This window comes from Pseudomonas urmiensis (assembly GCF_014268815.2).
In the GTDB taxonomy this organism is placed as follows: Bacteria; Pseudomonadota; Gammaproteobacteria; order Pseudomonadales; family Pseudomonadaceae; genus Aquipseudomonas; species Aquipseudomonas urmiensis.
In genome coordinates this window covers 1,261,431-1,287,425 of the sequence record NZ_JABWRE020000001.1, presented here as the reverse complement: position 1 = coordinate 1,287,425, position 25,995 = coordinate 1,261,431, and the positions used below count along the sequence as shown (strand labels likewise).

The 25,995-nt window shown below is 60.7% G+C and carries 22 protein-coding genes and 1 tRNA gene; 18 read left to right on the top strand and 5 right to left on the bottom strand.

Features of this window, described 5'->3' with window-relative positions; genetic code table 11:
• Positions 1 to 6: 6 nt before the first annotated feature.
• The 10 genes from tssK (at position 7) to HU737_RS05650 (ending at position 12,033) form a co-directional block, all read left to right on the top strand.
• Positions 7 to 1,344 carry a type VI secretion system baseplate subunit TssK gene (tssK, locus tag HU737_RS05695; protein WP_186556839.1) on the top strand — a complete coding sequence of 446 codons (1,338 nt, stop codon included), beginning with the start codon at positions 7 to 9 and terminating at the stop codon, positions 1,342 to 1,344.
• Position 1,345: 1 nt separating this feature from the next.
• Complete coding sequence (icmH, locus tag HU737_RS05690) at positions 1,346 to 2,167, top strand: type IVB secretion system protein IcmH/DotU (RefSeq protein ID WP_186556841.1); 822 nt, start codon at positions 1,346 to 1,348, stop codon at positions 2,165 to 2,167.
• Positions 2,168 to 2,295: 128 nt separating this feature from the next.
• Positions 2,296 to 2,814, top strand: a complete 519-nt coding sequence (locus HU737_RS05685; RefSeq protein WP_186556843.1) for an Hcp family type VI secretion system effector — start codon at positions 2,296 to 2,298, stop codon at positions 2,812 to 2,814.
• Between the two features lie 68 nt (positions 2,815 to 2,882).
• Positions 2,883 to 4,970, top strand: a complete 2,088-nt coding sequence (locus HU737_RS05680; protein ID WP_217838523.1) for a type VI secretion system Vgr family protein — start codon at positions 2,883 to 2,885, stop codon at positions 4,968 to 4,970.
• Positions 4,970 to 5,893: a hypothetical protein gene (locus tag HU737_RS05675; protein WP_186557774.1), complete on the top strand. Its 924-nt coding sequence runs from the start codon at positions 4,970 to 4,972 to the stop codon at positions 5,891 to 5,893. Before HU737_RS05680 ends, HU737_RS05675 begins: the two co-directional genes overlap by 1 nt.
• Complete coding sequence (locus HU737_RS05670; protein WP_217838522.1) at positions 5,890 to 9,150, top strand: T6SS effector BTH_I2691 family protein; 3,261 nt, start codon at positions 5,890 to 5,892, stop codon at positions 9,148 to 9,150. Before HU737_RS05675 ends, HU737_RS05670 begins: the two co-directional genes overlap by 4 nt.
• Positions 9,147 to 9,965, top strand: a complete 819-nt coding sequence (locus tag HU737_RS26120) for a DUF6708 domain-containing protein (protein WP_367616010.1) — start codon at positions 9,147 to 9,149, stop codon at positions 9,963 to 9,965. The genes HU737_RS05670 and HU737_RS26120 overlap by 4 nt, the downstream gene beginning before the upstream one ends.
• A 110-nt stretch (positions 9,966 to 10,075) precedes the next feature.
• A complete protein-coding gene (locus tag HU737_RS26385; protein ID WP_367616009.1) occupies positions 10,076 to 10,915 on the top strand; it encodes a DUF6708 domain-containing protein in 840 nt (279 codons plus the stop codon).
• A gap of 42 nt (positions 10,916 to 10,957) precedes the next feature.
• A complete protein-coding gene (locus tag HU737_RS26380) occupies positions 10,958 to 11,776 on the top strand; it encodes a DUF6708 domain-containing protein (protein ID WP_367616008.1) in 819 nt (272 codons plus the stop codon).
• On the top strand, positions 11,773 to 12,033 hold the full coding sequence (locus tag HU737_RS05650) for a PAAR domain-containing protein (RefSeq protein ID WP_186557105.1): 261 nt from the start codon (positions 11,773 to 11,775) through the stop codon (positions 12,031 to 12,033). The genes HU737_RS26380 and HU737_RS05650 overlap by 4 nt, the downstream gene beginning before the upstream one ends.
• 121 nt (positions 12,034 to 12,154) lie before the next feature.
• Here the strand turns inward: HU737_RS05650 and HU737_RS05645 are convergent.
• The 5 genes from HU737_RS05645 to HU737_RS05625 form a co-directional block, all read right to left on the bottom strand.
• Positions 12,155 to 12,230: transfer RNA gene (locus tag HU737_RS05645), tRNA-Gly, on the bottom strand.
• Positions 12,231 to 12,294: 64 nt separating this feature from the next.
• A complete protein-coding gene (gene pgsA / locus HU737_RS05640) occupies positions 12,295 to 12,855 on the bottom strand; it encodes a CDP-diacylglycerol--glycerol-3-phosphate 3-phosphatidyltransferase (RefSeq protein ID WP_186557107.1) in 561 nt (186 codons plus the stop codon).
• A gap of 33 nt (positions 12,856 to 12,888) precedes the next feature.
• Positions 12,889 to 14,712, bottom strand: coding sequence for an excinuclease ABC subunit UvrC (gene uvrC / locus HU737_RS05635; protein WP_186557108.1), 1,824 nt, complete (start codon positions 14,710 to 14,712; stop codon positions 12,889 to 12,891).
• Positions 14,713 to 14,721: 9 nt separating this feature from the next.
• Positions 14,722 to 15,360, bottom strand: a complete 639-nt coding sequence (gacA, locus tag HU737_RS05630) for a response regulator transcription factor GacA (protein WP_023631421.1) — start codon at positions 15,358 to 15,360, stop codon at positions 14,722 to 14,724.
• Between the two features lie 78 nt (positions 15,361 to 15,438).
• The gene (locus HU737_RS05625; protein ID WP_186557110.1) at positions 15,439 to 15,813 is read right to left on the bottom strand and encodes a helix-turn-helix domain-containing protein; all 375 of its coding nucleotides are present in this window, start codon (positions 15,811 to 15,813) and stop codon (positions 15,439 to 15,441) included.
• A 49-nt stretch (positions 15,814 to 15,862) separates the two neighbouring features.
• Between HU737_RS05625 and HU737_RS05620 the strand changes: the two genes are divergently transcribed.
• The 8 genes from HU737_RS05620 (at position 15,863) to HU737_RS05585 (ending at position 25,977) form a co-directional block, all read left to right on the top strand.
• The gene (locus HU737_RS05620) at positions 15,863 to 16,210 is read left to right on the top strand and encodes a hypothetical protein (RefSeq protein WP_186557111.1); all 348 of its coding nucleotides are present in this window, start codon (positions 15,863 to 15,865) and stop codon (positions 16,208 to 16,210) included.
• A gap of 212 nt (positions 16,211 to 16,422) precedes the next feature.
• Positions 16,423 to 17,730 carry a nucleotide sugar dehydrogenase gene (locus HU737_RS05615; RefSeq protein WP_186557113.1) on the top strand — a complete coding sequence of 436 codons (1,308 nt, stop codon included), beginning with the start codon at positions 16,423 to 16,425 and terminating at the stop codon, positions 17,728 to 17,730.
• A gap of 63 nt (positions 17,731 to 17,793) precedes the next feature.
• Positions 17,794 to 19,326 (top strand): glycosyltransferase, encoded by a 1,533-nt coding sequence (locus tag HU737_RS05610; protein WP_186557121.1) that lies wholly within the window; start codon positions 17,794 to 17,796, stop codon positions 19,324 to 19,326.
• A 16-nt stretch (positions 19,327 to 19,342) separates the two neighbouring features.
• The gene (locus HU737_RS05605) at positions 19,343 to 20,506 is read left to right on the top strand and encodes a PilZ domain-containing protein (protein WP_186557123.1); all 1,164 of its coding nucleotides are present in this window, start codon (positions 19,343 to 19,345) and stop codon (positions 20,504 to 20,506) included.
• A gap of 22 nt (positions 20,507 to 20,528) precedes the next feature.
• Positions 20,529 to 21,980: a tetratricopeptide repeat protein gene (locus HU737_RS05600; RefSeq protein ID WP_186557125.1), complete on the top strand. Its 1,452-nt coding sequence runs from the start codon at positions 20,529 to 20,531 to the stop codon at positions 21,978 to 21,980.
• Positions 21,977 to 23,431, top strand: a complete 1,455-nt coding sequence (locus tag HU737_RS05595) for an alginate export family protein (protein ID WP_186557127.1) — start codon at positions 21,977 to 21,979, stop codon at positions 23,429 to 23,431. Before HU737_RS05600 ends, HU737_RS05595 begins: the two co-directional genes overlap by 4 nt.
• 14 nt (positions 23,432 to 23,445) lie before the next feature.
• Positions 23,446 to 24,873 (top strand): MBOAT family O-acyltransferase, encoded by a 1,428-nt coding sequence (locus tag HU737_RS05590; protein WP_186557128.1) that lies wholly within the window; start codon positions 23,446 to 23,448, stop codon positions 24,871 to 24,873.
• 9 nt (positions 24,874 to 24,882) lie between these two features.
• A complete protein-coding gene (locus tag HU737_RS05585; RefSeq protein WP_186557129.1) occupies positions 24,883 to 25,977 on the top strand; it encodes an alginate O-acetyltransferase in 1,095 nt (364 codons plus the stop codon).
• The last annotated feature ends 18 nt before the right edge of the window (positions 25,978 to 25,995 follow it).

Genomic DNA, 25,995 nt, shown 5'->3' with positions numbered 1-25,995 from the left:
GCGCCCATGAGCTCACGCAACCCTGTCGTCTGGCGCGAAGGCTTGTTCGTCAAGCCGCAACACTTTCAGCAGTTGGCGAGGGCCAGCGAAGCCGCCGTTCACCAGCGCCTGAGCAGCCTCAATAGCTCGTTCTATGGGTTCAGCGAATTGCAGCTGAATCAGGAGTACTTATGCTTTGGCAAGATCGCCATTACCCGGGCTCGGGGCGTCATGCCCGACGGCACGGTGTTCGACATCCCCGGCGACTTGCCGCCTCCTGCACCGCTGGAAATCATCGACAACCTCACGCACCAGAACGACGTGTACCTGTGCCTGCCACTGCGCAGCGACGGCGGCCGTGAAGTACGCTGGCCAGACAGCAGCGCCAACTATCGCTACATCGCCAACACCGAAGATATCAAGGATACCCATACCGACGACGGCGACATCGCGGCTGTGGACCTGGCAGTGCTCAACCTGCAACTCAAACGAGACAGTGAAGACGCCAGCGCCTACACCCGCCTAGCCTTGGGGCGCATCCTGGAGCGTCGCCCCGACGGCAGCCTGGTGCTGGACGAAAGCGTCTACCCCACCTGCATCTCTGTGCAAGCGGTGCCCTCGCTCAAACGTTTTCTCGATGAAGTCTGCAACACCCTGCGCGAGCGCGCTCGCAACCTTGCGGCACGGATAGGTTCGTCAGGACAGTCGGGGGTGGCCGACATCAGTGACTTCAATCTGCTGCAAGCCATGAACCGCTGGTGGCCGTGCTTCCAGCATCTGGCGCGACAGCCGCATACCCACCCTGAGCAGTTGTACCTGGCCATGAGCCAAGCCTGTGGCGAACTGGTGACCTTCACGGATGAGAGTCGCTTGCCACAGGAGTATCCGGCTTATCAGCACAGCGCGTTGCACACTTCCTTCAAACCGCTGGAAGACGCCTTGCGGCGCACCTTGAGCATTGTCCTGCAACCTCGGGCGGTGTCACTGCCGCTTGAGCAACGCCAATACGGTGTGTTGGTCGCAACCCTCGAAGACCGGCGCCTGCTGGACAGCGCGCAGTTCATCCTGGCGATACGCGCCAGCGTGCCAGCAGAGTCGCTGCGCCAGCAGTTCACGCAGAAAGCCAAGGTCACCTCACTTGAAGCGCTGACCGATCTGGTGCCGCTGCAATTGCCTGGTATTCCGCTGCTGCCGCTGCCGGTAGCCCCGCGCGAGCTGCCGTTCCATGCAGGCTTTAGTTACTTCGAGCTGGATCGACGCAATCCGGCTTGGCAGGTGATGAACGACAGTAGCGGCTTTGGCTTGCACATCGCCGGCGAGTTCCCAGGGCTTGAGTTGCAGTTGTGGGCGATCAGGAGCGAATGACATGAGCGACAAGCAAAATACCCCTGGCGCCATCGATACCGAGTTGCACGGCCTGCTCGAACAACCCCATAGCGCGGCATCGCGCAGCGCGGCCCCAGCCGACTACCCGGGCTACCCAGCCGACCCGCAATTTCAACTGCGCGGCGCCTTCAGCAACCTCATGATCGATGCGGCAATGCCCTTGTTTGGCTTGGCCATGCGCTTGCAGACACTGGACGATCATCAAGACATCAAGCAGTTGTACAAGGACGTCCACAACCAGATCACTAGCGTCTTGGCAGAGCTGCGCCAGCACAACTATGAGCCTGCGCACCTGCTGGCCTATTCCTACTCCTTGTGCCTCTACCTGGATGAAACCGTGATGAGCACCCCCTGGGGCAAGAACTCCAGCTGGAGCCAACAGCCGCTGCTGAGCGATTTTCACCAGGAAACCTGGGGCGGGGAAAAGTTCTTTACCGTGCTCTCGCGAATGATGCTCGAACCGCAGCGCTATCAGCAGGTGCTGGAGTTCATGTACCTGTGCTTGTGCATGGGCTTGAAGGGCAAATACGCCATCCTGCCCAAGGGCGACGAGGCCTTGCAGAACCTCATCGTCAAGCTACACCGGCAGATTCGAGAACTGCGAGGCCCGGTCCCGGAGTACTTGAGCGACCCACTGACCAATGTCGCGCCGCGTAACTTTCGGATGAACCGCCAATGGCCGTGGTGGAGCCCACTGGTGATCAGCGCAGTCGCCCTTGCCGCCTTATACGCCTTCTATAGCTACCGCCTGCATGTGATTACTACCGAGGTGCTGCAGTCGCTCAACGGCATCCTGCAGTGACCGGCAAGCACGTGATTGGAATTCAACGAATTAGCAAGGCCCATGCCTTGCTGACAAGCCCATCGACCCGCGATGGCCACGCCTGCCCCTGAGGGTTGCGTGCTTTTACATGGACACAGGAGTCTGCCATGCCAACACCCGCTTACATCAAGATCGAAGGCAAAACCCAGGGCAACATCACTGCTGGAGCCTTCACCTCCGACTCGGTCGGCAACGTCTTTGTCGAGGGTCATGAAGACGAGATCCTGGTACAGGAAATCAAACACCAGGTGAGCGTCCCGACCGATCCGCAGAGTGGTCAACCTGCCGGCCAACGGGTGCACAAGCCTTTCATCTTCACCAGCGCGCTGAACAAAGCCACGCCGCTGATGTATGGCGCACTGGCCAGCGGAGAGATGCTGCCAACCGTCGAGGTCAACTGGTACCGCACTTCAGTGGAGGGCAAACAGGAGCATTTCTTCACGACCAAGCTTGAGGACGCAACCATCGTCGACATCAACACCGTGCTGCCGCACGCCCAAGACAAGGAGAACGAGAACTACACCCAACTGATCGAAGTATCCCTGTCCTATCGCAAAATCACCTGGACCCACGAAACCTCGGGGACCGAGGGTTCTGACGATTGGCGCAAACCTATCGCCTCCTGACAGCAGTGCTCCGGGCAGGGTCAGCCTGCCCGGGCATTTTCTTTCTCAGACCGCGCACAGGGACTTGTATGCCCCGCCAATCCGATCTTCGTTACAGCTTGCAACCCTTGGTCGGCGACGCCGCATTCGAGGTGGTCTCGTTCACCCTCGATGAAGCCTTGAGCACCCCGTTCAAGCTCAACCTGGAGCTGGTCAGCGCAGACGCCGACGTCGACTTTGCCCAGTTGCTCGACCAGCCTGTGCTGTTCACTATCTGGGACGGCCCACGCCCGGTGCGCTACGTGCACGGCCTGGTCAGCAGCTTCAGCCAGGGTGACAGCGGCTTCTCTCGCACCCGCTACCAGGCGCTGGTCGAACCACAGCTGGCCCGCGCCAGCCTGCGTTCGAACTGGCGGATCTTCCAGCAAAAGACCGTGCCGCAAATCCTTGAACTGATGTTCCAGGCCCAGCGGCTGAGCAATGTCAGCCTGGTGGCCTGTTTCGACCATCAGGTTCGCGAGTTCTGTGTCCAGGCCGGTGAAACCGACCTCGACTTCCTGTCCCGCCTGGCCGCCGAAGAAGGCTTTATCTACAGCTTCGAGCACAGCGCCACCGGCCATCAACTGATCATCACCGACCGCCTGCTGGAGATGGGCCTGATCAGCCGCAGCGTGATCAAGGCCGAAGACGACGATGAAGGCTTCGTCGATGACGTCGAAACACCCGACGCCGACCCCATCGCCGTGCTCTACCAGCCCAACGGCGGCGGCGATCAGGCCAAACCCGCCCTGCACCGCTTTCGCTACAGCGAACAGGTGCGCAGCGCCCGCCAGGTGCAGCGCGACTACAGCTTCAAGCACCCCGCCTACCGCCAGGAGCATGCCGCCACGGCCAGCGACCTGCAGCACCAGTCCCCGGCCTACGAGCGCTTCGACTATCCCGGACGCTACAAGCGGGATGTGGTCGGCAAGCCGTTCACCCACAACCGCCTCACCGCCTTGCGCCACGATGCACGCATCGCCCAGGTCGAAGGCGACGATGTGCGCCTGCAACCAGGCTTGAGTTTCAACCTGATCGACCACCCGCGCGAAGACCTCAACGCCCACTGGCGGGTGATCGGCGTGCACCACGAGGGCTGCCAGTTCACCAGCCTGCAGCAAGAGGCGGTGGGCGCCGACCAGGGCACCCGCTACCTGCAACAGGCGACGCTGATTCCCGGGCGCATCGAGTGGAAACCCGCCCTGCTGCCCAAGCCGCATATCGACGGCCCGCACATGGCCACCGTGGTCGGCCCGGCCAACGAGCAGATCTATTGCGATGAATGGGGCCGGGTCAAGGTCAGCTTCCCCTGGGACCGCGACAGCCAGGAAAATGAGTTCAGCTCGTGCTGGGTGCGCGTCTCGCAAGGCTGGGCCGGCGGCAGCTGGGGCGCGATGGCCATCCCACGGATCGGCCAGGAAGTGATCATCCACTACGTCAATGCCGACCCCGACCAGCCGCTGATCACCGGCCGCACCTACTGCGCCAACCAGCTACCGCCGTACGAGCTGCCCAAGCACAAGACGCGCATGACCATCAAAAGCCAGACCCACAAGGGCCAAGGTTTCAACGAACTGCGTTTCGAGGATGAGCTGGGGCATGAGGAGGTGTTCATTCATGCGCAGAGGGATCAGAACAACCACGTTGGTAATGACGAAACAAGCTGCATCGGCCGCAACCGTGTCGAGCGCGTGGGTAACGATGAGCAAACCGCGGTGGGTAACGACCTACGACAGCAAACGGGTCGCGATCATAGCCACAGCATAGGTCGAACATGCCAAGTGAGCATTGGCCAGGATCTGCTCGAGCAGGTGGGTAACGAGCGCCGCGAGTCAACCCATGCCAATCACTACCAAACAGTTGGCGGCGATAACGAGCTGGTCGTCAACGGCCGGCAGACCGTGAGCGTCGGTCAGGGTGTCAATCATCAGACCACTGTCTACCAACTACAGGTAAATGAGCGCATTGAGTTCAGAAGCCCCGGCGGCAGCATCATTCTGGATCAACACGGCATCACCCTCGATGGCCTGACGCTCACGTTCAAGGGTCCGACCCAAGCCAGTACCCCCGGTGCCGGTAACAGCGTGGTCGTGGAGTTGCTTGCTGACGAAGGCAACCGGTGCGAGGAAAACGCCTAATGAGCACCCAGGCCTTGATCGAGTACGTCGGCAAACATCACGATCCCCAGCTGTACTGCTACGTACTCCTAGACCCCTTGGCGATAGCCGCTACCAGTGATCAGACGCTTTTGGGCAGTTTGCGCCAGGCATTGGGCGAAAGTGCGTTGACCCGGGTTTGGCGTGCAGACCTCGCCCACTCTCCTGAAACTTTGCCGATCCTGGCCTGCCTGGCATCCCCCGGTAACAGCCTTTGCCAGCGCTTGCTTGAGCAGACAGCAAGCGCCGCGATAAGGGATCTGCGGCGCCGTAAACGCCAGGTATGCGCGTGGCTATTTAGCAGCGCACCCGCCCCTGCGACTGCCGCTTATCTGTCGTCCATGGGGCGAATTCAGAACAGTGCCGGCGCAGTAGGTTTTTACCCGCTGTTCGAACCGGTGCGTTTTGAGCTGTATGCCGGAGCCTTCGCTCAAGCGGACCAGGGCCACTGGTGGCCAATCAAGCATTGGCTGTTTCTAACCAGCGGCGGCGCTCCTGCTCGGGTAACCGGCGAAGCTCAGCCCCGCCGGCCGATTCCCGCTAACGCTGGCGATGACCAGGAAGAAACGGCGTTGATCGAGGCAGTGCTGGCTAGCTGGCGGGCATTGCGTACAGGTCCGTTGGCGCAACAACTCACGCCCATCACCCGCTTTGCGGCCACGCAGGCGGCCGAACATATCCGTCACGCGCGAGCGCTCGGCTTGAGCGCAGTCGACGACATTCTCAACCTGGTGGTGCACCAGCTATGTCTGCACCCGGCGCTACCTAACCACCCTAGCGTGCGCGCCATGATCGACAGCGCTGCGCAGGGGCAGCGATCGCTTGGGCAGCAGTTCGCTCAATACACCAATGCGAACTGGAAACACGTGACAACCACTTTGCCAGCAGCCGAGGTGCACTCATGACCATCAGCCGGCACATCGCCCACGCCATCGCCGAGTCGGCGATGCCCCCCGACCAGTGCCTGGCCTGCGAACGCCAAGGCCTGCCAATCCTGCCCCTGCGCCGGGCGCTGGTGCCCGACACCCGTCCCGCCTACAACGCGCCCGTAATTGGCGGCAAACCCGTGGAAACCCGCCTGGGCCTGCGAACCTTGCGCATGGGCTACCTGTATGTGCTGCTCGACCGCAAGGTCTGGCAGGCCTTCGAGGTCACCGAACACGCTCACTTGCGCCGCTTCAACCCGCTCGAACCCCCACCGGCACCGCCGCGGCCGCTGCCCAAACGGTGCGTGGGCAAAGACCACGACATCCCGTCTGCCTTCCTCACCCTCGACAGCAAGACCTACAGCAGCGCCTGGATTGCCTTCTCCAGCGATGCCTGGCCGCCGAGCGTGCTCAATGCCTACCGCGATGGCAAGGCCCCGCCCGAGCGCTTTCAGGTGCTGGACCTGGCCCAGGTGCGCAATGCCCCTGGCGAACTGGGCCTGGCGATGACCCCGGACGCCCTCAAAGTCGATCGCCAGGTCTTCGAATACGCCGAACAACTGCCCGGCGACTTCGACAGCGTGCATGGCTTTCACAGCCGCTTCCTGCGCCAGACTGCGCTGCGCGGCTATGTGCTCAACGCCATCGCCAAGCACCAGTTGGAGCACGGTGTGCTCGCCCTGGACCTCGATGACACGGTTGGCATGGTGCAGGAGTTCAACCATGCGCGGCTGAACTGGATCACCACCCGGCAGCGATGGCGTGAAGAGCCGCTGCGGGCTTATCAACTGCAAACCTCGCAACTGCTGTTGAGCATCCGCGCCATGCACCGGCAGTGGGCCGAGCAACAGACGCCAGCGTTCGACGCGCAGACCGGCGATGGCCCACCGCTGTTCGTCGACCCTGCGGTGGAGCGCCAGCGAATAGTTGATTACACGGCGCAGAACAGCGACGAGCGGCTCGAGCAGCGCTATCACGAACCGATGCGCGCCGCCTTCCAAGCCGAGTACGACCGCCAGGAGGCGCAGTACCAACATTACATTGACCTCAATGCCAGGTTCTACGCGTCGCTGTGCGCCAGCCCGACGTTCAAGCGCATCGAGCAATACGACTATGACGGCAATGATCGCGAGTCTGGCATTGCCTACTGCAAGACCATGGCGCTGTGCCTGGCTGGCGGCATCAGCGAAGCGCCAACCGCCACCCCCGAGGCGCAGCCGGCTGCGGGCAGCAGCGCAGCGCTCTGGCTGAAGTGGCTGCAAGACCCGCACAGCCCGCCCTATCGCGCCTTGCTCCTGCGTGATCAGTCGTTGCTGGCGGCCTTGCTGCCAAGCTTCTCCATCACCGATCCCACCGAGTGGAACGACAGCGACAAGCTCTATGCGGCGCTGAGCAAGGTCATTGCCAGCGAGGATGCCGGCTTGCGCCTGCGCACTTCGCTGCAACAAGCGATCAGCGACGCGCAAGGCGCACTCAACGCGGCCAGCCAACGCCTGCACCCGCTGGCAGGCCCCGGGGTTCAGCGTGCGGTGATGCGCCTGAACTGTGCCAGCCAGTGGCTGTACAACGGCGTACAGCTGGTCGAGTTGCAGGTGCAGATGAAGCTCAGCGAGTACTACGCCCTGCAAAGTGCCCACTTGCGGCAGATGCAGCGCACCGCCAATGCCGCGATGGCCCAGGCCCGCGAGCGCATGCACGTGAGCCTTGAGGAGCTGCAGCAGCAGTCGCAGTCCAGCCTGCGCAAGGTTCGGCCGATCATCCAGAACGGGCTGCTGAGCCTGGCGGTACTCGATCCGAAGCTGGCGCACAGCGTGATTGTCGTCAGCGTCTGGGTCCAAGGAACGGCAGAGCAAGTGCGCGACACGCTGGTCAATGGCACACGCGCCAGCCTTGAGGAATTGAACCGGGCAGCGCAGGTGACGATGCTCGATCTGAGCGTCGCCGTGGGCACCCTGGAGCCGAATGCGCGCCAGGCGCTGCAGGGCCTGCGGGTGACCTCGCGACAAGCGGCGCAGTTGCTTGGCACCAGTTTCACAGGGCTGCGCGGGGTCGCGGGAAGCTGGGAGTTGCTGCTGGCCATGGGCGGGCTGTACCTGCTCAGTGACAGCCTGGAAAAGAACATGCAAAAGGCCGAGGCCGAAATTGGCGATAAGTCCATGGAAGCCTGGCTGGCATTGCAGGGCTCCAGCTTGGCGATACTCGGGGGGAGCGTTGAAGCGGTCGGGTTGATTGTCCGGCAGAGCGCTTTGCAGGTTCAGAAAAGCGCGGCGTTGGCGGCGGCCGGGGCGTCAGGCGCAAGCTCGGGGGTAGCGGTGGGCCATTCATTGGTAAGAGTTGGCTCGATAATTGGTGCGGCAGCGGGAGTTTATGACGCAACCCAAGCACACTTGGCCGCAAGGCGCACATCTACAGCGGGAGATAAGCACGCATCTAGTGCTTATTCGATCGCGAAATATACATTCGCTTTCGGCGCTTACTTCTCGATGACTGCCGTCCTAAGTCCCGCACTGCTTGGCCCATTGGGCATCGCGATAGTGTTGACGCTAACCGCCTATAGCTTAGCTAAATGGGCTGAACATAATGAGTCTAGCTCATTAGAGCGGTGGGCTCGACGATGCTACTTCGGTAAAGCCGATGAGACACCCGCCATTCATTGGAATAGACCTGAGCACGCGGACATTGCCCTTGCCGAACTCAACGCCGCCACACTAGGTCTCATCACCCAAATCGGATTCGAGACGCGCAACGCAGATCCAACAGTCAGCTCGAAAATCGGAGGCCTGGCGAGTTTAGCTACGCTACAGCACATCAAATTCAGAATCATCCTCCCTGGTTTTGACGAGACTAAATCCGCCTATCACTGGACGCTAACTGTGCACCGTCATGGAGATGGTCACTCACCCAACTACACGGGCGGCGAGACTATTATAAACGGCGAATTCCTCCCCTTACCGCATTCCACGACAGCCTTGAGACAGGTTTCACTACAAGCCTCCCGACTTCCAAAATTTCCTGACTACAAAAAAGACAGCATCGTGGTGAATAAATCCAGACACCAAACTCGCCCCCATACAAGCGAACACTTTTACCATGAAGAGATCAGCGGAAGCATCGAATTGAATCCCGATATCGGCAAGCACAACATCTTAGCGGCAACATTGTCTGTCACCTATTGGCCGGACAGAAGCGCTGTAGATGCATACGCCGAAATCATTCAAGAGCAGAAAAACAAGTGAATAGAGAACAGAAATTTCTACCGCGCCGTGCGCTAGGCTGGAAGTATGACTTACCAAAACCGCATGAACGCCCAGAGCCGCACCCAGATTCAAGGTACTTACTACCCTCGCCAAACCATATTAACGAAGCGTTTCTTGAGCTACCCAGAAGCTCCCTCAACGTCAGAGGATTTGGAATAATCGGCGGCACACTGATGCTTTCAATCAATGTAATCTGGCTGTTATTCATTATATATTTACTGCTGACACAAAATCTTCAGATTGGAACCCACCTCATTCTTGCCTGCTTTGGATTTGCGACCCTTATGTCCTGGCTGATTATTCCCACCATCCGCATGGACATAGAACTCCCCCGCGACGAACCCATCCGCTTCAACCGGCTACGGCGCAAAGTCTATTTCTACCAATACCACTTTGACCGACTCCACCTATTCAGCCGCCAACGCTGGGGTATACGCCCGGTTGTCTACGACTGGGATGACCTGGTCGCCGAAGCCTGCAGCGTATACGCACCGATGGGCAATGGCGGTCTAATCGAAAACGTCGTGATTTCGGTGATCAAGCCCGGCACTGAAGAGGTAATCGACCGCCTGTTCTTCACCCACGATATCGAGCAAGGAAAGCAGTACTGGGCACTTGCTCAGTTGTTCATGCAACAAGGCCCCCAGGCCATGCCCGAGTTCGTCCACCCACCCCGTGACTGGAATGATGATTCGCAATTAAGCCCTATTCGATGCATTGCCCCTAAAGTTAGTTGGCCAGAAGAGATAGACCTCGAATCACGTAGCGCTCCGCTCTCCGAGCAATGCTTTTGAAGCCCGGTGTTATTTACCCAAAAAATCAATACATACTTTCAATGATAAGCACAACACGCCCAACAAGACTCTACCTGCAGCAATGTATATGACGAAATAATTTCAAGTATATGAGTCGCAACATTCTTAAGAGAAGTCCAATGAGAAGCCATACACCAGCCATGCCACGCCGTGCTCCAGGTTGGAAATACGACCTAAACAAACCGAATGAACAGCCACAATTATCTTCTCCTACAGCAAGACTTAGGACACCACCTAACCATTTCTGCGATACCTATTTAGAACTACCGCGATCTACAATTAGACTTAGGGGGGTTGGGATTTTCGGGGGGATTGTCTGTATCTGTGCAATCAGCGCTACAGCACTGATGATTATATATACGGCACTAACACCCAGCTTTGAACTCGAAGTCAAATATACGTTACTTAGCTTATTTTTCATAGTATTAATGTATTGGACTGTTATCCCTACCATCCGCATGGACATAGAATTCCCCCGCGACGAACCTATCCGCTTCAACCGGCTACGGCGCAAAGTCTATTTCTACCAATACCACTTTGACCGATTCCACCTATTCAGCCGCCAACGCTGGGGTGTACGCCCGGTCGTCTACGACTGGGATGACCTGGTCGCCGAAGCCTGCAGCGTATACGCACCGATGGGTAATGGCGGTCTAATCGAAAACGTCGTGATTTCGGTCATCAAACCCGGCACCGAAGAGGTAATCGACCGGCTCTTCTTCACCCACGATATCGAGCAAGGAAAGCAGTACTGGGCACTTGCCCAGTTGTTTATGCAACAAGGCCCCCAGGCCCTGCCCGAGTTCGTCCACCCACCCCGAGATTGGAACGATGATTCGCAGTTGAGCCCGATCCACTGCATTGCCCCTAAAGTTAGATGGCCAGAAGAGATAGATTTCGAATCACGCAGCGCGCCGGGCTCTTATTGAATCACACACCTAGTCCACACCATTTCTTAAGAGAGACGTCGAATGAAAACCCACGCGCCAAACATGCCGCGCCGTGCGCCAGGCTGGAAATACGACTTAAGCAAACCTAATGAGCCGCCTGAGCTAAACCTAAGCTTAAGACACCTATATCCCGCACCAAACCAAATCAACAACATCAATCTCGAACTCTCCAGGTCATCGTTAAGAATACGAGGACTTGGCAGCCTCGTGGGCACAATACTGACTGCGAGCTATACCGTGTGGCTCTTGCAGTTCCTCTATGAGACGCTGACACACCAATGGGAGGCGGGCGTGGACCTCATAGTTTTCACAGTTGGCTTCTCTATTGTTTTATATTGGCTAGTCATCCCGACCATCCGCATGGACATAGAACTCCCCCGCGACGAACCCATCCGCTTCAACCGACTACGGCGCAAAGTCTATTTCTACCAATACCACTATGACCGATTCCACCTATTCAGCCGCCAACGCTGGGGTGTACGCCCGGTCGTCTACGACTGGGATGACCTGGTCGCCGAAGCCTGCAGCGTATACGCACCGATGGGTAATGGCGGTCTAATCGAAAGCGTCATGATTTCGGTCATCAAGCCCGGTACCGAAGCGGTAATCGACCGCCTGTTTTTCACCCACGATATCGAACAAGGAAAGCAATATTGGGCACTTGCCCAGTTGTTCATGCAACAAGGCCCAGAGGCCCTGCCCGAGTTCGTCCACCCTCCCCGAGACTGGAACGATGATTCGCAGTTGAGCCCTATTCACTGCATCGCCCCGAAAGTTCAATGGCCAACCGATATCGACATTGAATCGCGTACGGCACCCTCTGCAGGAGCTAATCTATGAAACCCGTTGCCCTGGTGGGCCATCGCCATGACTGCCCGATACATGGTCCAGGCGTGGTGGAAACCGGCAGTACGAGCTATCGGTTCAATGGCAAAGCCGTCGCTCGATTGGGAGATCGCACCAGTTGCGGAGCGCTGATTGTCAGTGGCACCGCGCAGTATCAAATAGACGGCCAATGCGTCGCGCGCCAAGGTGATCGCAGCGATCACGGTGGGATTATCGTCGAGGGCGATAGCGGATGGTTACTGGATGAGTAGCGGAAAAGGATCAAGCCTGGCCGTGCCCCATCTGCTTAGGCGCGAGCCAAATTCCAGGCACAAAAAAAGAGGCCCTAAGGCCTCTTTCTTGTGATCCCAGCGACGCACTGAGGATCGAATTTGGAGCGGGAAACGAGACTCGAACTCGCGACCCCGACCTTGGCAAGGTCGTGCTCTACCAACTGAGCTATTCCCGCGTCGTGATAGGTCGCTATTCTAGCGATCTAGCAAACAACGTCAACCCCTTGATTCAAAAAAACTTTATTTCTGCTCGGAACCTTCGCGCAGGTGCGGCCAGGCGGCGATCAGGTAGTGCATCATCGACACCAGGGTCAGGCCGGCGGCAACCAGCAGCAAGCCATAGCCAAGCACCACCCAGAAGGTCAGCACCGGTGGGTTGGCCAGCAGGATCACCAGCGCCAGCATTTGTGCGGCGGTCTTCCATTTGCCCAGGTTGGACACCGCGACGTGTGCCCTCGCCCCCAGTTCAGCCATCCACTCGCGCAGGGCCGAAACGACGATTTCGCGGCCGATGATCACCGCTGCCGGCAGGGTCAGCCAGAAGTTGGCGTGCACTTGCACCAGCAGCACCAGGGCCACGGCGACCATCAGTTTGTCTGCCACTGGGTCGAGGAAGGCGCCGAACGGGGTGCTCTGCTGCAGGCGTCGGGCCAGGTAGCCGTCGAGCCAATCGGTCGCGGCGGCTATCGCGAACACTGTGCTGGCGGCCATGTAGCTCCAGTGATAGGGCACATAGAACAGCAAAATGAAGATCGGGATGAGCAGGACGCGTAGAACGGTGAGCAGATTTGGAATATTCATCGGTACGACTGGCTGCGGGTTGAGCCAGGCATTCTACTCGCTATGCAGGCTGGCATAAATCGACTCGGCAAGCTTTTTACTGATTCCCGGTGCTTTGGCGATCTCGTCGACACTGGCGCGGTTGAGCTCTTGCAGGCCGCCGAAGTGTTTCAGCAGCTCGCGTCGGCGCTTTGGCCCAACCCCGGCGACGTCTTCCAGGCTAGAGGTGGTGCGGGCCTTGCCGCGCCGCGCGCGGTGGCCAGTAATAGCAAAACGGTGGGCTTCGTCGCGGATCTGCTGGATCAGGTGCAGGGCTGCAGAGTCGCCCTTGAGGGTGAACTCGTGGGCCACATCATTGAGGTACAGGGTCTCGAAACCGGCCTTGCGGGTCACGCCCTTGGCCACGCCAAGGAGGGTCATGTCGGTCATGCCCAGCTCCTGCATGACGTCACGGGCCATGTTCAACTGGCCTTTGCCGCCGTCCACCAGCAGCACATCGGGGCGCTTGCCCTCGCCGTCCTTGATCCGCCCATAGCGGCGCATCAGCGCCTGGTGCATGGCGGCGTAGTCATCGCCAGCGGTGACGCCTTCGATGTTGAAGCGCCGGTAATCGGATTTGAGCGGGCCTTCGGGGCCGAACACCACGCAACTGGCCACCGTGGCTTCGCCGCTGGAGTGGCTGATGTCGTAGCACTCCAGGCGCTGCGGGACCTCGTCCAGGCCCAGCACCTGGGCCAGCGCCTCGAAGCGCGCGGCCATGTGTTGGCGATTGGCCAGGCGCGCGTTGAGGGCCTGCTCGGCGTTGGTCACGGCCAGTTGCTGCCAGCGCGCACGGGTACCGCGCACGCGATGGGTGATGGCCAACTCGCGACCGCGCAGCGTGTGCACGGCTTCGCTGATGGCTTCGAAGTCCTCGTGCACGACATTGACGATCAGTTCGCCCGGCAGCTCGCGCTCGGCATTGCCCACATAGTACTGGGACAGGAAGGCGGCCATGACTTCGCTGACCTCCTCCTCGATACCGACCTGGGGAAAGAAGTTCTTGCTGCCCAGGACGCGCCCGCCGCGCACGCTGATCAGGTGCACACAGGCACCACCGGGGTTGACGAACGCCGCGACCACATCGACATCACCGGAGCCGCCTTCCATGTACTGCTGATCCTGGACCCGGCGCAGCAAGGCGATCTGGTCGCGCAGCTCGGCGGCTTTCTCGAAGTTCAGGGCCATGGCGGCCTGTTCCATCTCGGCGTTGAGCTCGTTGCCCAGCTGTTGGCTGCGGCCTTCGAGGAACATCACCGAGTGGCGCACATCCTCGGCGTACTCCTCAGGCGTGACCAACCCTACGCAGGGGCCTTTGCAACGCTTGATCTGGTATTGCAGGCAAGGCCGGGTGCGGTTGGCGAAGTAGCTGTCTTCGCACTGGCGCACCGAGAAGCCCTTCTGCAACAGGCTCAGGCTCTCGCGGATGGCACCGGCGCTAGGGTACGGGCCGAAATAGCGGCCCTTGGCTTTTTTCGCGCCACGGTGAATCCCCAAGCGCGGGAAGGCTCCGTCAGACAAGAACACATAGGGGTAGGACTTATCGTCGCGCAGGAGAATGTTGTAGGGCGGCCGCCATTCCTTGATCAAGGTCTGCTCAAGCAGCAGCGCCTCGGTTTCGTTGGAGGTAATGGTGGTTTCGACCTGGGCAATGCGCCCCACCAGCGCGGCGGTCTTCGGTGCCAGGCCGGTTTTGCGGAAATAGCTGGCCAGACGCTTCTTGAGGTTCTTGGCCTTGCCCACATAGAGCAGCCGCGCCTCGGCGTCGAACATACGGTACACGCCCGGGCGACCACTGCAGGTCGCCAGGAACGCGCTGGCATCAAAGACTTGGGACATGAGCGGCTTTTATAGGCTTGCGTCGACCATACCGTGGCGAACGGCCAGCAAGGTCAGTTCGACGTCACTGGTAACCGAGAGTTTTTCAAAGATCCGATAACGGTAAGTATTGACGGTCTTGGGCGACAGGCACAACTTGTCGGAGATGATCTGCACTTTCTGGCAACCGACGATCATCAGGGCGATCTGGATTTCCCGCTCCGACAGCGCATCGAACGGCGAGCCTTGGGGCTGGAACGACTTGAGTGCCAACTGCTGGGCAATCTGCGGGCTGATATAGCGTTGGCCGGCGAACGCCAGGCGGATCGCCTGGACCATTTCATCCAGCCCCGCACCTTTGGTCAGGTAACCGGCAGCGCCGGCTTGCAGCAGACGCGTAGGGAACGGGTCTTCCTCGCACACGGTGACGGCCACCACCTTGGTGTCCGGATGGCTGCGCAGCAACTTGCGGGTCGCCTCCAGGCCACCGATACCCGGCATCTTGACGTCCATCAGGACCACATCGGGTTTCAGCTCACGGGCAAGCTTGAGGGCCGACTCCCCGGAATCCGCCTCACCCACCACCTGCAGGCCGTCGATATCGGCGAGCATGCGGGTAATGCCGGTACGCACCAGATCGTGATCGTCGACCACTAGGACCCTAATCAAGCAGACACCTCGTCATGGGGGCGATTGGATCCCGCCACCTTAACAAAAAATTTCAGCCTGAACCTAGTGGAATGCGTCCTAGAGATATGCCTGACGATCTAGCCGGCGATTCCTTACAGAATCATCACTACCGGACTCCCCCAGCAAGCGTCCGACCAAGTGCCAGAGGGCTGCCTGATCGCTGGGCGGCAAACGTCGGAAGGCGCCCAACAGGCGGTCTTCGTCAACGCTGAGGCTGTCCAGCGGCGCCGGTGTGTGCTGACCACTGAGAACATACAGCGCATCGACCCCTTTAGCTGCGACTGCGGCCAGGTAATCGACTCGCGGGGTTCGCTCACCGCTTTCGTATTTGCCCTGGGCGTTGGGTTCGACGCCACCAATGTCGCCGAACACGCGCTGAGTGAGCCCCAGCCGTTCGCGTTCTTCCCTTAAACGCGGCCCGAATCCTTTCATTTGCAACTCCTTGCCCTTACATCCCAGAACGGATGCGTCCCGCACCCATGTGAATAGCCATGAATCCAGATGGAACTATGCCAATTGGATCCAACAGGCGCAAGGGGGCGAGTTCGCCGCAGGCAAAAACAGCAGAAGGCCACACTCGAAGATGCTCCCACCCATTCAGCATATCGCCCTGTTAAAACAACGTTTTACTGTCAGTCCGAGAGCAGGAAAATCAATCGAGCAACAGCACACAAGCAAGAAAAACGACAAAAAAAGAGCCATGAAAAAACCCGGACGAAGCCAACAAAACGCGCTTTTGACGCCATTTTCTCGGCATCAACACCACAATCGTTTTTTTGACGCCCAACTAAAGCCAAACTTTAACACATTGATTTATAACGGTTTTTAAACTTTAACATGACGCGATTAAAGTATTTTTATCGCAAGCAATTTGAAAGCTTGCGAAACAAACAAAAACGCCTTTAGGATAAAAATAGACCACTAAGAAACAGCCTGTAACGCCACTTCCTGAGCGCGGCTTACTTCTGCGCGTCTGCCACTTTGAACACTTCTTGAACTGAGAATCTCGGCCGGCTTTGCCGCGCCTTGGGAGAGGGATCTATGAATATCAGTATCTTTGGACTTGGCTATGTGGGCGCGGTCTGCGCGGGCTGCTTGTCGTCTCGTGGGCATCATGTACTGGGGGTGGATATCTCCCAGGCCAAGATTGACCTGATCAACCAGGGCAAGTCGCCCATTGTCGAACCGGGGCTTGAGCAACTGCTGCTCGACGGTGTACGCCATGGCCGTCTGCGCGGCACTACCGATGTGCAAGCGGCGATTCTGGCAAGCGACCTGTCGCTGCTGTGCGTCGGCACGCCTAGCAAGAAAAACGGCGACCTGGACCTGGTCTACATGGAAGCGGTATGCCGCGAAATCGGCACCGCCCTGCGCGACAAAGGCAGCCGCCACACAGTCGTGGTGCGCAGCACCGTTCTGCCGGGCACCGTCAAGAACGTGGTGATTCCAATTCTGGAAAAGAGCTCGGGCAAGAAAGCCGGGGTCGACTTCGGCGTTGCCGTCAACCCGGAATTCTTGCGTGAAAGTACAGCCATCCAGGACTACGACTTCCCCGCCATGACCGTAATTGGCGAGCTCGACAGCCAGTCGGGCGATCTGCTCGCCTCGCTCTATGAAGGCCTCGATGCGCCGGTGATTCGCAAGTCGATCGAAGTCGCCGAGATGATCAAGTACACCTGCAACGTCTGGCACGCGACCAAGGTCAGCTTCGCCAACGAGATCGGCAACATTGCCAAGGCCTCGGGCGTCGATGGTCGTGAAGTGATGGATGTGGTGTGCCAGGACTACAAGCTCAACCTGTCGCGTTACTACCTGCGTCCAGGCTTTGCCTTCGGCGGCTCGTGCCTGCCCAAGGACGTGCGCGCCCTCACCTACCGCGCTGGCCAGCTCGACGTCGAGCATCCGCTGCTGGCCTCGATCATGGCCAGCAACCGCAACCAGGTCGACACCGCGTTTGACCTCATCGAGCGCCAGGGCAAACGCAAGATTGCCCTGCTTGGCCTGGCCTTCAAGGCGGGCAGCGACGACCTGCGCGAAAGCCCGCTGGTGACCCTGGCCGAACAGCTGATCGGCAAGGGTTACGAGCTGCGCATCTACGACGCCAACGTCGAGTACGCACGAGTGTTCGGTGCCAACCGCGAGTACATCGAAGCGGTTATCCCGCACGTGTCGTCGTTGCTGCACAGCGACCTGCAGCAGGTGATCGACGAGGCCGAGGTGATCGTCCTGGGCAACAACGACGAACGCTTTGCCAGCGCTCTGCAGCTGGGCGGCAACAAGCAAGTGATCGACCTGGTCGGGTTCATGGACGGCACCAGCGACACCCAGCGCCAAGGCATCTGCTGGTAACCGACACGCGCCCGCCCCGCCCTTTCTGGGGTGGGGGTGGGCGCAAACAGGAGCAAAGGCTACATGGAACGAGTGCAACAGCGACCTTTCGAGGCCCCCGGCTACCTGCGCGCAGCCGCCAGCTTCTGCGCCTGGGCGTGCCTGGCCGGGCTGATCGCGCTGGCGTCGGAGATGATCGCGCCGCAGTACCTGGACCCGAACCATCACCTGTTCATCTTCATCATCGGCACGCTGGGCATGTGGCGCTATGGCAACGCCATCGTCCATTACCTGCGTGGCATGTACTTCCTGCATTGGCGCTTTCCACGGATGCGCCGCCAGGTCGAGCGGCTGGGCGATGCCGCGCTGCCCTCGCACATGTTCATGGTGGTGACCAGCTTCCGCATCCCGACCCTGACCACCTTCAAGGTCTACCAGTCGGTGTTCCAGGAAGTGCAACGGCTGAAAGTGCCGTGCACGGTGATCGCCTCGATCGTCGAGAAAGGCGATGAGAACTTCATCAAGGACATCATGCGCAACGAGGTGCGCGATCGCGACGACATCAAGCTGGTGATCGTGCGTGCCCGTGGCACCGGCAAGCGTGATGGCCTGGCCCACGCCTTCCGCGCCCTGTCGCGGCAAATGCCGATGGAGGACGCGGTGGTCGGCGTGGTCGATGGCGACACCATGATGCTGCCTGGCTGCGTCGAGCGGGCGGTCAAGCTGTTTGCCGTGCTGCCCAACGTTGGCGGCCTGACCACCAACGAGTTCTGCGAAGTCGAAGGTAGCCGCTGGATGCGTCAGTGGCACTCGATGCGCTTCGTCCAACGGCACATCAACATGTGTTCGATGGCCCTGTCGCATCGGGTGCTGACCCTGACCGGGCGCCTGTCGTTCTTCCGCGCCAGCGTGATGACCGACCCGGACTTCATCCGCGACGTCGAGGCAGACTTCCTCGAACACTGGCGACTGGGGCGCTTCCAGTTTCTCACCGGCGACGACAAGTCCAGCTGGCTGAGCCTGATGCGCGCCGGTTGGGACACCTTCTATGTACCTGACAGCCACACCCTGACCGTCGAGCACCCGCCCAGCGACAGCTTCTGGGTCGCCACCCGCCAGCTGATGTTCCGCTGGTACGGCAACTCGCTGCGGCAGAACTTCCGTGCCACCGCCCTGCTCGGCCGTGCGCGCCTGGGGCTGTTCACCTTGTACGTGCTGCTCGATCAGCGGGTGTCGATGTGGACCTGCCTGATGGGCCTGACCGCCTCGGTGGTCGCCGGCTTGGTGTTCGGCATCCAGTACCTGTTGGTGTACCTGTTCTGGGTATTGATCTCGCGCAGCCTGGTGACGGTGCTGTTCGTCTTCGCCGGCCACCCCGTCAGCCCGATGTACCCCTTCGTTCTCTATTACAACCAAATCGTCGGCTCGGTGATGAAGGTCTACGCGATGTTCCACATGGACCAGCAAAGCTGGACGCGGCAGAAAACCACCCTGGCCACCGGCAGCGTCGACTTCGACGCCAGCCTCAATCGCTGGTCCTCGAAGGCGATGCTGTTGAGCTCCATCGCCATCTTCTTCGGGGTCATCACCGTGCTTCTAGAACTCTCGCAACGTTAAGGAAAGGCGCCTGCACATGAGTACAACCAACATCCCCGCAGCCCCGAGCAAGTCCGCAGCCAACATCGTTCACGAGGCGATCGACGAGCGCCAGTACGTGCGCACTCGAATCAATGCCCGCGTGCGCCTCTCCAGTGGCGGCCAGACTGCCTTCGAAACCCAGCTGCAGGATATTTCCCTGGGCGGTATCGGCCTGCTGCACGAAGCCCCGCTGAAGATCGGCGCGCTGTATGACGCCTCGATCCAGCTGCGCCTGAACCAGGTCGACCTGGCGATCGAGGGCAAGGTGCGCATCGTTTCCCAGCGCGGCAACGAGGTCGGTGCGCAGTTCGTCGACCTCGATGCGCAAAAACGCGACATCCTGCGCTACATCATCACCGCCTACATGTCGGGCGAGATCGCCGACATCAATGGCCTGTTCAACGTGATGCAGCGGGAAAACTACATCAAGGAACGCAAGCACAAGCACGCCACTGCACGCACCCCCGGCGCGCGCCTCAAGGCCATGGCCGGCACCTTGCTGTACACCGCCGCGGGCCTGGCAGCACTGGGTTTCGTCGGCTACAAGGGCTACCTGCTGTTCTTCCGCATTCCTGCCGTGCAGGCGCAAGTGGCGACCAACGTACAGATCATCAGCATGCCCGACAACGGCTATGTGAAGTACCTGCTGCCAGCCGGCACCACTGAAGTCCAGGCCGGCCAGCCACTGGCGAGCATCTCCACGCAGCTGGCGACCAGCTTCACCAGCCCGGCCGACATGAAGGCGGTGGCCGACCTCGCCCCTGGCGACCTGCAAGCCCTGCTCGGCCGCGCCACCATTGAGACGGTGATCAACAGCCCGTGCGACTGCCAGGTGTACTACCCGAGCCAACCGCTCAATGGCTATGGCTACAAGGACGCCCCACTGATGCACCTGCTGCCCAAGGATCAGGGCCTGTTCGTGCGCGCCAACGTGCCGTTCGACAAGCTCGAAGATGTCAGCCGCGTGCGTTCGGTGGACATGCAGGTGTTCGGCCTCGACCAGCATTACAGCGGCAAGGTGGTCGATGCGCGAGTCGATGAAGTCAATCGCAACCTGGCGCTGACCATCCAGCCAGACAGCCCGCTGCCGGCAGCGGCCTATCAGAAGGCGGTGGCGGTCGACCTGTTCCTGGGCCTGCCGTTTGCCAGCGCGAACTGAGCGCGTCGAGAGAGATGACCTGATGAAGCTGAAGACGCCTTCGCGCCTGCTGCTGGCCAGCCTGGCCCTGGCCTGCGCCAGCGCGGCCTGTGCCGGGCAGAGCCTGGAGCAGATCCGCTACGCCCTGTACAAGGACCCCAGCGCCGACGTCACTGGCGACCTGCGCGAGCTGGTCGGCCGCGGTGACCTGGCCAGCGCCCTGCTGCTGGGCGACGTGCTGTCGGGTCGGGCCGACGCCAGTGCCCAGGAAGTGGTGGGCCTGTATCACCAGGCCTTCGCTGAAGGCCGCGGGCTGATCCCGGCGCTCGCTTCGCTGGCGCGGCTGATCGACCGCACGCCGAGCCTGCGACAAGCCCAGCGGCCCTGGGTCGAGCAGGCGTTGAGCCGGTATCCCAGCCGCCTCGATCCACGCAACGCCAGCACCACGCTGGAGGTGTTTCTGGTTTATCCAGAGCTGATCGACGTGCCGCAGGCCGCCGAACTGCTCGGCTTGTATGAACAGTCGTGCCTGCTCAACTGCCGGCCGCAGCTGTACCGCGCGGTACTGGCCGAGCGCCAGGGCGATCGCGCCGGCGCCGAGCGCTGGTACCAGGAGGCGGCGCGCACCGACGTACGCGCCATCGATCGCTACTACGCGTTCCTCGGTGAAAACCAGGACCAGGCGTTCCGCGCCTTCGCCACCCAGCTGGAGCCGGAGCGGGCGCAACTGCCGGTAGAGATCGTCCACCGCATCGCCGCCTTGCTCGACAACATCACCAGCGTCCAGCGTGCCGAACAGGAGGCTGATCGCTTCGAGCGCCAAGCCAGCAATCCTGCCGCCGCCAACCTGCCGCCAAGCCCTGAGCAACTGGCCCGCGACAAGGCCCAGGCCGACGCCCTGGCGCTGGCCACTGCGCAGGTCCAGCGCTGGCGGGACGATGCCGTCGCCCGTGGCTTCGTGCCGGCGATGGTGTCCAAGGCCAACTACATGATCTCCAACCCCACCGAGCACAACGCCGAGGAGACTCAAGCGTTGATCGATCAGGTGCGCCAGCGCGACCCGACCCGGGCCAAGGCCCTGCAAGCGTCGTTCTACATGGTCAACAACTGGCTGACCCTGGACCCGGACAAAGCCCGCGCGCTGATCGACGAACTGCGCGCCAGCGGCTACCCCGATGCCGGCTTGCTGTTGGCCGAGTACTACAGCAAAGGCGTCGAAGACCAGCCAGATCAGGAGAAAGCCTTGGCACTGTTCCGGGAAGAAGCCGACAAGGGCTCCTCCACCGCCTGGTACCGCATGGCCACCCTGCACACCTATGGCCGCGCCATCTGCCACGACCCCGTCAAAGCCTACACCTATGCCCGCATCGCGCTGGACATGGGTGAGCGCGGTGCGCGCAGCCTGGTACGCCGACTGGAAAGAACTTTGCCCAAGGATGACATCGAGCGCGCCCTGGCCGCACGCAACGATCTGTTGAAGGAGGCTACTCTGTGAAAGCGCATTCCCCCCTGTTCGGCGCCCTGCTCGCCCTGGCCCCCTTGCCAGCGGCGTGGGCGGCTGAAGAAATCACTGGCCCCGAGGCCGACAGCAACGAGCCGGTGCGCGTTGCTGCGGCCGATGGCAGCGAGCCGGTGATCACCTCGGAGTTCTTCAACAAGCTCACCGTACAGACCGGCTATGGCCCAGAAGACTCGCAAGTCGGCAGCGACCGCGAGATGTTCTACAGCCTGCGCTACGAGCCGTCCTTCGCCTGGTATTCACCGGAAAAGCGCTGGGCCAAATGGATGGTCTACGGCCGCCTGTGGCTGAACTACGACTCCAGCCAGTCGAGCAACCTGACCAACGAATCGACCAACAACACGGCCCGCGAACAAGCTGAAGGCTGGTACGCCGAGCTGCGTGAGTTGTACGTCAAGCGCAACCTGATCGGCGATGACCCGCGCTTCTCGCTGTCGCTCGGCCGCCAGCGTTTTTACGACACCTACGGCATCTGGTGGGACGACAGCCTGGAGTCGCTGCGCTTCAACTATCAAGACACATTCTCCGATGCCTTCATCGCCGTCGGGCAGAAATTCCACAACTACAACACCGACGTCAACTCGCTGGCCGACAGCGAAGAGCGCACCACCTATGTGATGGGTGAATACGCCTATCGCTGGAGCCAGAACAACCGGGTCGGCGTGCGCCTGATGCACGAGAACGATCACAGCGGCCATGACGCCGACGACCGCTACGACTTCAAGGGCGTGCGCTACGGATTGTTCTTCAACGGTGACAACCTGGCCTACCCGGTGCTCAGCGACTACCACCTGGAGCTGGCCGCGCTGGACGGCAAGATGGACAACACCGACGGCCGCGGCCAAACCACCAACGGCCACAACAGCAAAGGCTGGGCGGCCCTGGGCGAGCTGGGCAAGCGCTTCGACGATTTGCCCTGGACCCCACGGCTTGCCTTGCGCGGTGGCCTCACCGACAAACCGAGCGACGAGAACGATGGCTTTCGCCTCAACGCCATCCAGTCGGACCGCATCACCCGCAGTGGCTCCTACAGCACTCGCCTGACCAGCTCGTTCGTGGCCCTAGACTTGCGCAACCTGAGCTACTACGGCGTGTCCCTGGAGACCCGCCCGACCCCACGCAGCGCCCTCGACCTGCGCGTGACCCAGCTCAACCTGCGCGATGAAGACGGCACCCTGCCGATCCGCATGAACGGCGACCAACGTGCCGAGCGCAACCGCGCCATCGACCGAGGCACTCAAGGCAATGGGCGCAACGTCGGGCAAATGCTCGACGTCAATTACTACTGGAAGATGTTCCCAGTAGCCCTGGACGGCAAGCACCTGGATATCAACGCCCTGGTCAGCGCCAGCTACCTCAATGCCGGGAGTGCGCTGGAAACCGGCGATGACTACCAGCTGAGCGTCGGCGTGGTGATCAGCTACTAAGGACGGACCCTGCCATGATCTTCGCCTCCAATGTGTTCCTGTTCCTCTACCTGCCGCTGTTCCTGGCCGTGTATTTCCTGTCCAGGCCACAGTGGCGCTCGACCGTGATCGTCGCCGCCAGCTACATCTTCTATGCCTGGTGGCGGCCGGACTTCTTGCTGCTGTTCGTGGCGATCACCTACTGGAACTACTGGTTCGGCCTGCGCATCAAGGACCGCCTGGATGCCGGCGACAAGCGCTGGGCGTTGCGCCTGCTGTGGATCGGGATAATCGGCAACCTGTCGACCCTGGGCTACTTCAAGTACGCCAACTTCGGCGCCGAAGTGCTGGCCGTACTGCTGGCACCGCTGGGCATCAATACCTGGACCTTGGAGAACATCTTCCTGCCGCTGGGGATCTCCTTCTATGTGTTCCACGCGCTGAGCTACATCGTCGACATCTATCGCAAGGACGCCACGCCGACCAACCGCTTCATCGACTTCGCCGCCTTCGTCGCGCTATTCCCGCACCTGGTGGCCGGGCCGATCCTGCGCTACAGCCAACTGGCGCCGCAGCTGCGTGAACGCACCCATTCGCTGGAGCTGTTCTCGCTGGGGGTGTGCCGGTTCATGCTCGGTTTCATCATGAAGGTGCTGATCGCCGACCGCCTGGCGCCGATCAACGTGCTGTTCGTTGGTGAAGGCGCGTTGCAGTTCAGCGATGCCTGGTTCGGCCTGGTGGTCTCGACCCTGCAGCTGTACTTCGACTTTGCCGGCTACAGCCACATGGCCCTGGGCCTGGCGCTGATGATGGGCTTTCGCTTTCCGGAGAACTTCAACCAGCCCTATGTGTCGCAAAGCATCACCGAATTCTGGGCACGCTGGCACATGACCCTGGCGCATTTTCTGCGCGACTACGTGTACATGCCGCTGGTGCGCAAGCGCGTCACCGGCGCCCTGCCGGCGCTGATCTGGACCATGCTGCTGTCGGGCCTGTGGCACGGCGCGAGCTTTGCCTTCATCTGCTGGGGGCTGTTCTTCGGCGTCGGCATGGTCATCGAGCGCAAGTTCAACCTGGCGACCAAGATCACCACGCCCTACCACCTGGGCCGCAACCTGCGCACGGCGCTGCTGATCGTGCTGAGCATGCCGCTGTTCTTCACCATGGACCTGCGCCACAGCCTGGATATCTACAAGGCGTTGTTCGGCCTCAACGGCTTTGGCTCGCTGGAGCTGTATGTGCTCGGTGCCTCGAAGATGGCCATGTCGTTTGCCCTGGTGGCGTTGGTCTGGCTGCTGCTGGCCGGGATCAACAACGTGCGTTTCTACGCCGGCAACAAAGAGGGCTACTTCATGCGTCACGTCGGCGCGCTGCACAGCGTGTTGCTGTGGGGTGGTTTCTTGCTGGCGTTGAGCAGCCTGGCGGCCAACTCGTTCTCGCCCTTCCTGTATTTCCAGTTTTAGGAGACGGCCATGTATCCGGTGATGAATACGGCCAGCAAGGTCAACGGCATTCTCTTCGCCCTGGTGTTGGCAGCGATGTTCGTCTACTCGCTGCCGCCGGTGTTCAGCTTCGCGCGCACCCAGACCGACACCTGGAACCTGTTCGTCGACGGCAAGCTGCTGCGCAAGTTCGAGCAGGCCTACGACAAACGCTTCTTCCTGCGTGACCCGTCGGTTGAGCTGTGGGCCGATGCCCAGTTCCAGCTGTTTGGCGAAGGCACCAAGGGTGTCGTCCTGGGCAAGCAGGGCTGGCTCTACACCAGCCAGGAATACCGCGTGCCCAACGACCTCGACGCCAATGTGGCCACCCAGCTGGAGCAGATCGCCAAGGTTGAAAAGCAACTGGCCGAGCATGGCAAGAAGCTGGTGCTGCTGCCCCTGCCGATGAAGCTCGATGTGTATGCCGAACATGCCCAGCACGCCTTCGACCCACGCGTGGTGAGCCTTTACGACCGCTTCGTCGGCGAGTTGCAGGCGCGCCAGCTGGACGTGGTGCCGCTGCGGGGCGCTTTCCTCAGCAACCTCAATGGGCCGCAACTGTTCCTCAAGTCCGATACCCACTGGAGCCCGGAGGGTGCCCGGCTGTCGGCCTACGAGCTAGCTCGCCAGCGCCCGCAGCTGTTGGGCGACCAGGTGTATGTGTCGCACAAGGCCGGCGAGAAGAGCATCAAGGGCGACCTGATGAACTACATCCAGTTCGACCACAGCCGCCTGGCGCCGCAGTTCGGCCCCAACCAGATCGAGCTGTACGAAACCCTCAAGGCCGAGCAGAACACTGACGACCTGTTCGCTGAAGAAGATCAGAGCCTGCTGCTGGTCGGCACCAGCTACAGCAAGATCGACGACTGGAACTTCGTCGGCTTCCTCAAGGAAGCGCTGAACCGCGACCTGCTGTCGATCGCCGTGGAGGCCCGCGGGCCGTTCGAGGCGATGAGCCAGTTTCTTGCCAGTGACCAGTTGAGCAACCCGCAGATCGACACCGTGGTCTGGGAGTTCCCCCTGCGCACCCTGCTCGCCCACCGCCCGGGATCGCTGAGCCGCAGCGCCCAGCCCCAGCATTTCTGACGATTAAAGGAGTACCTG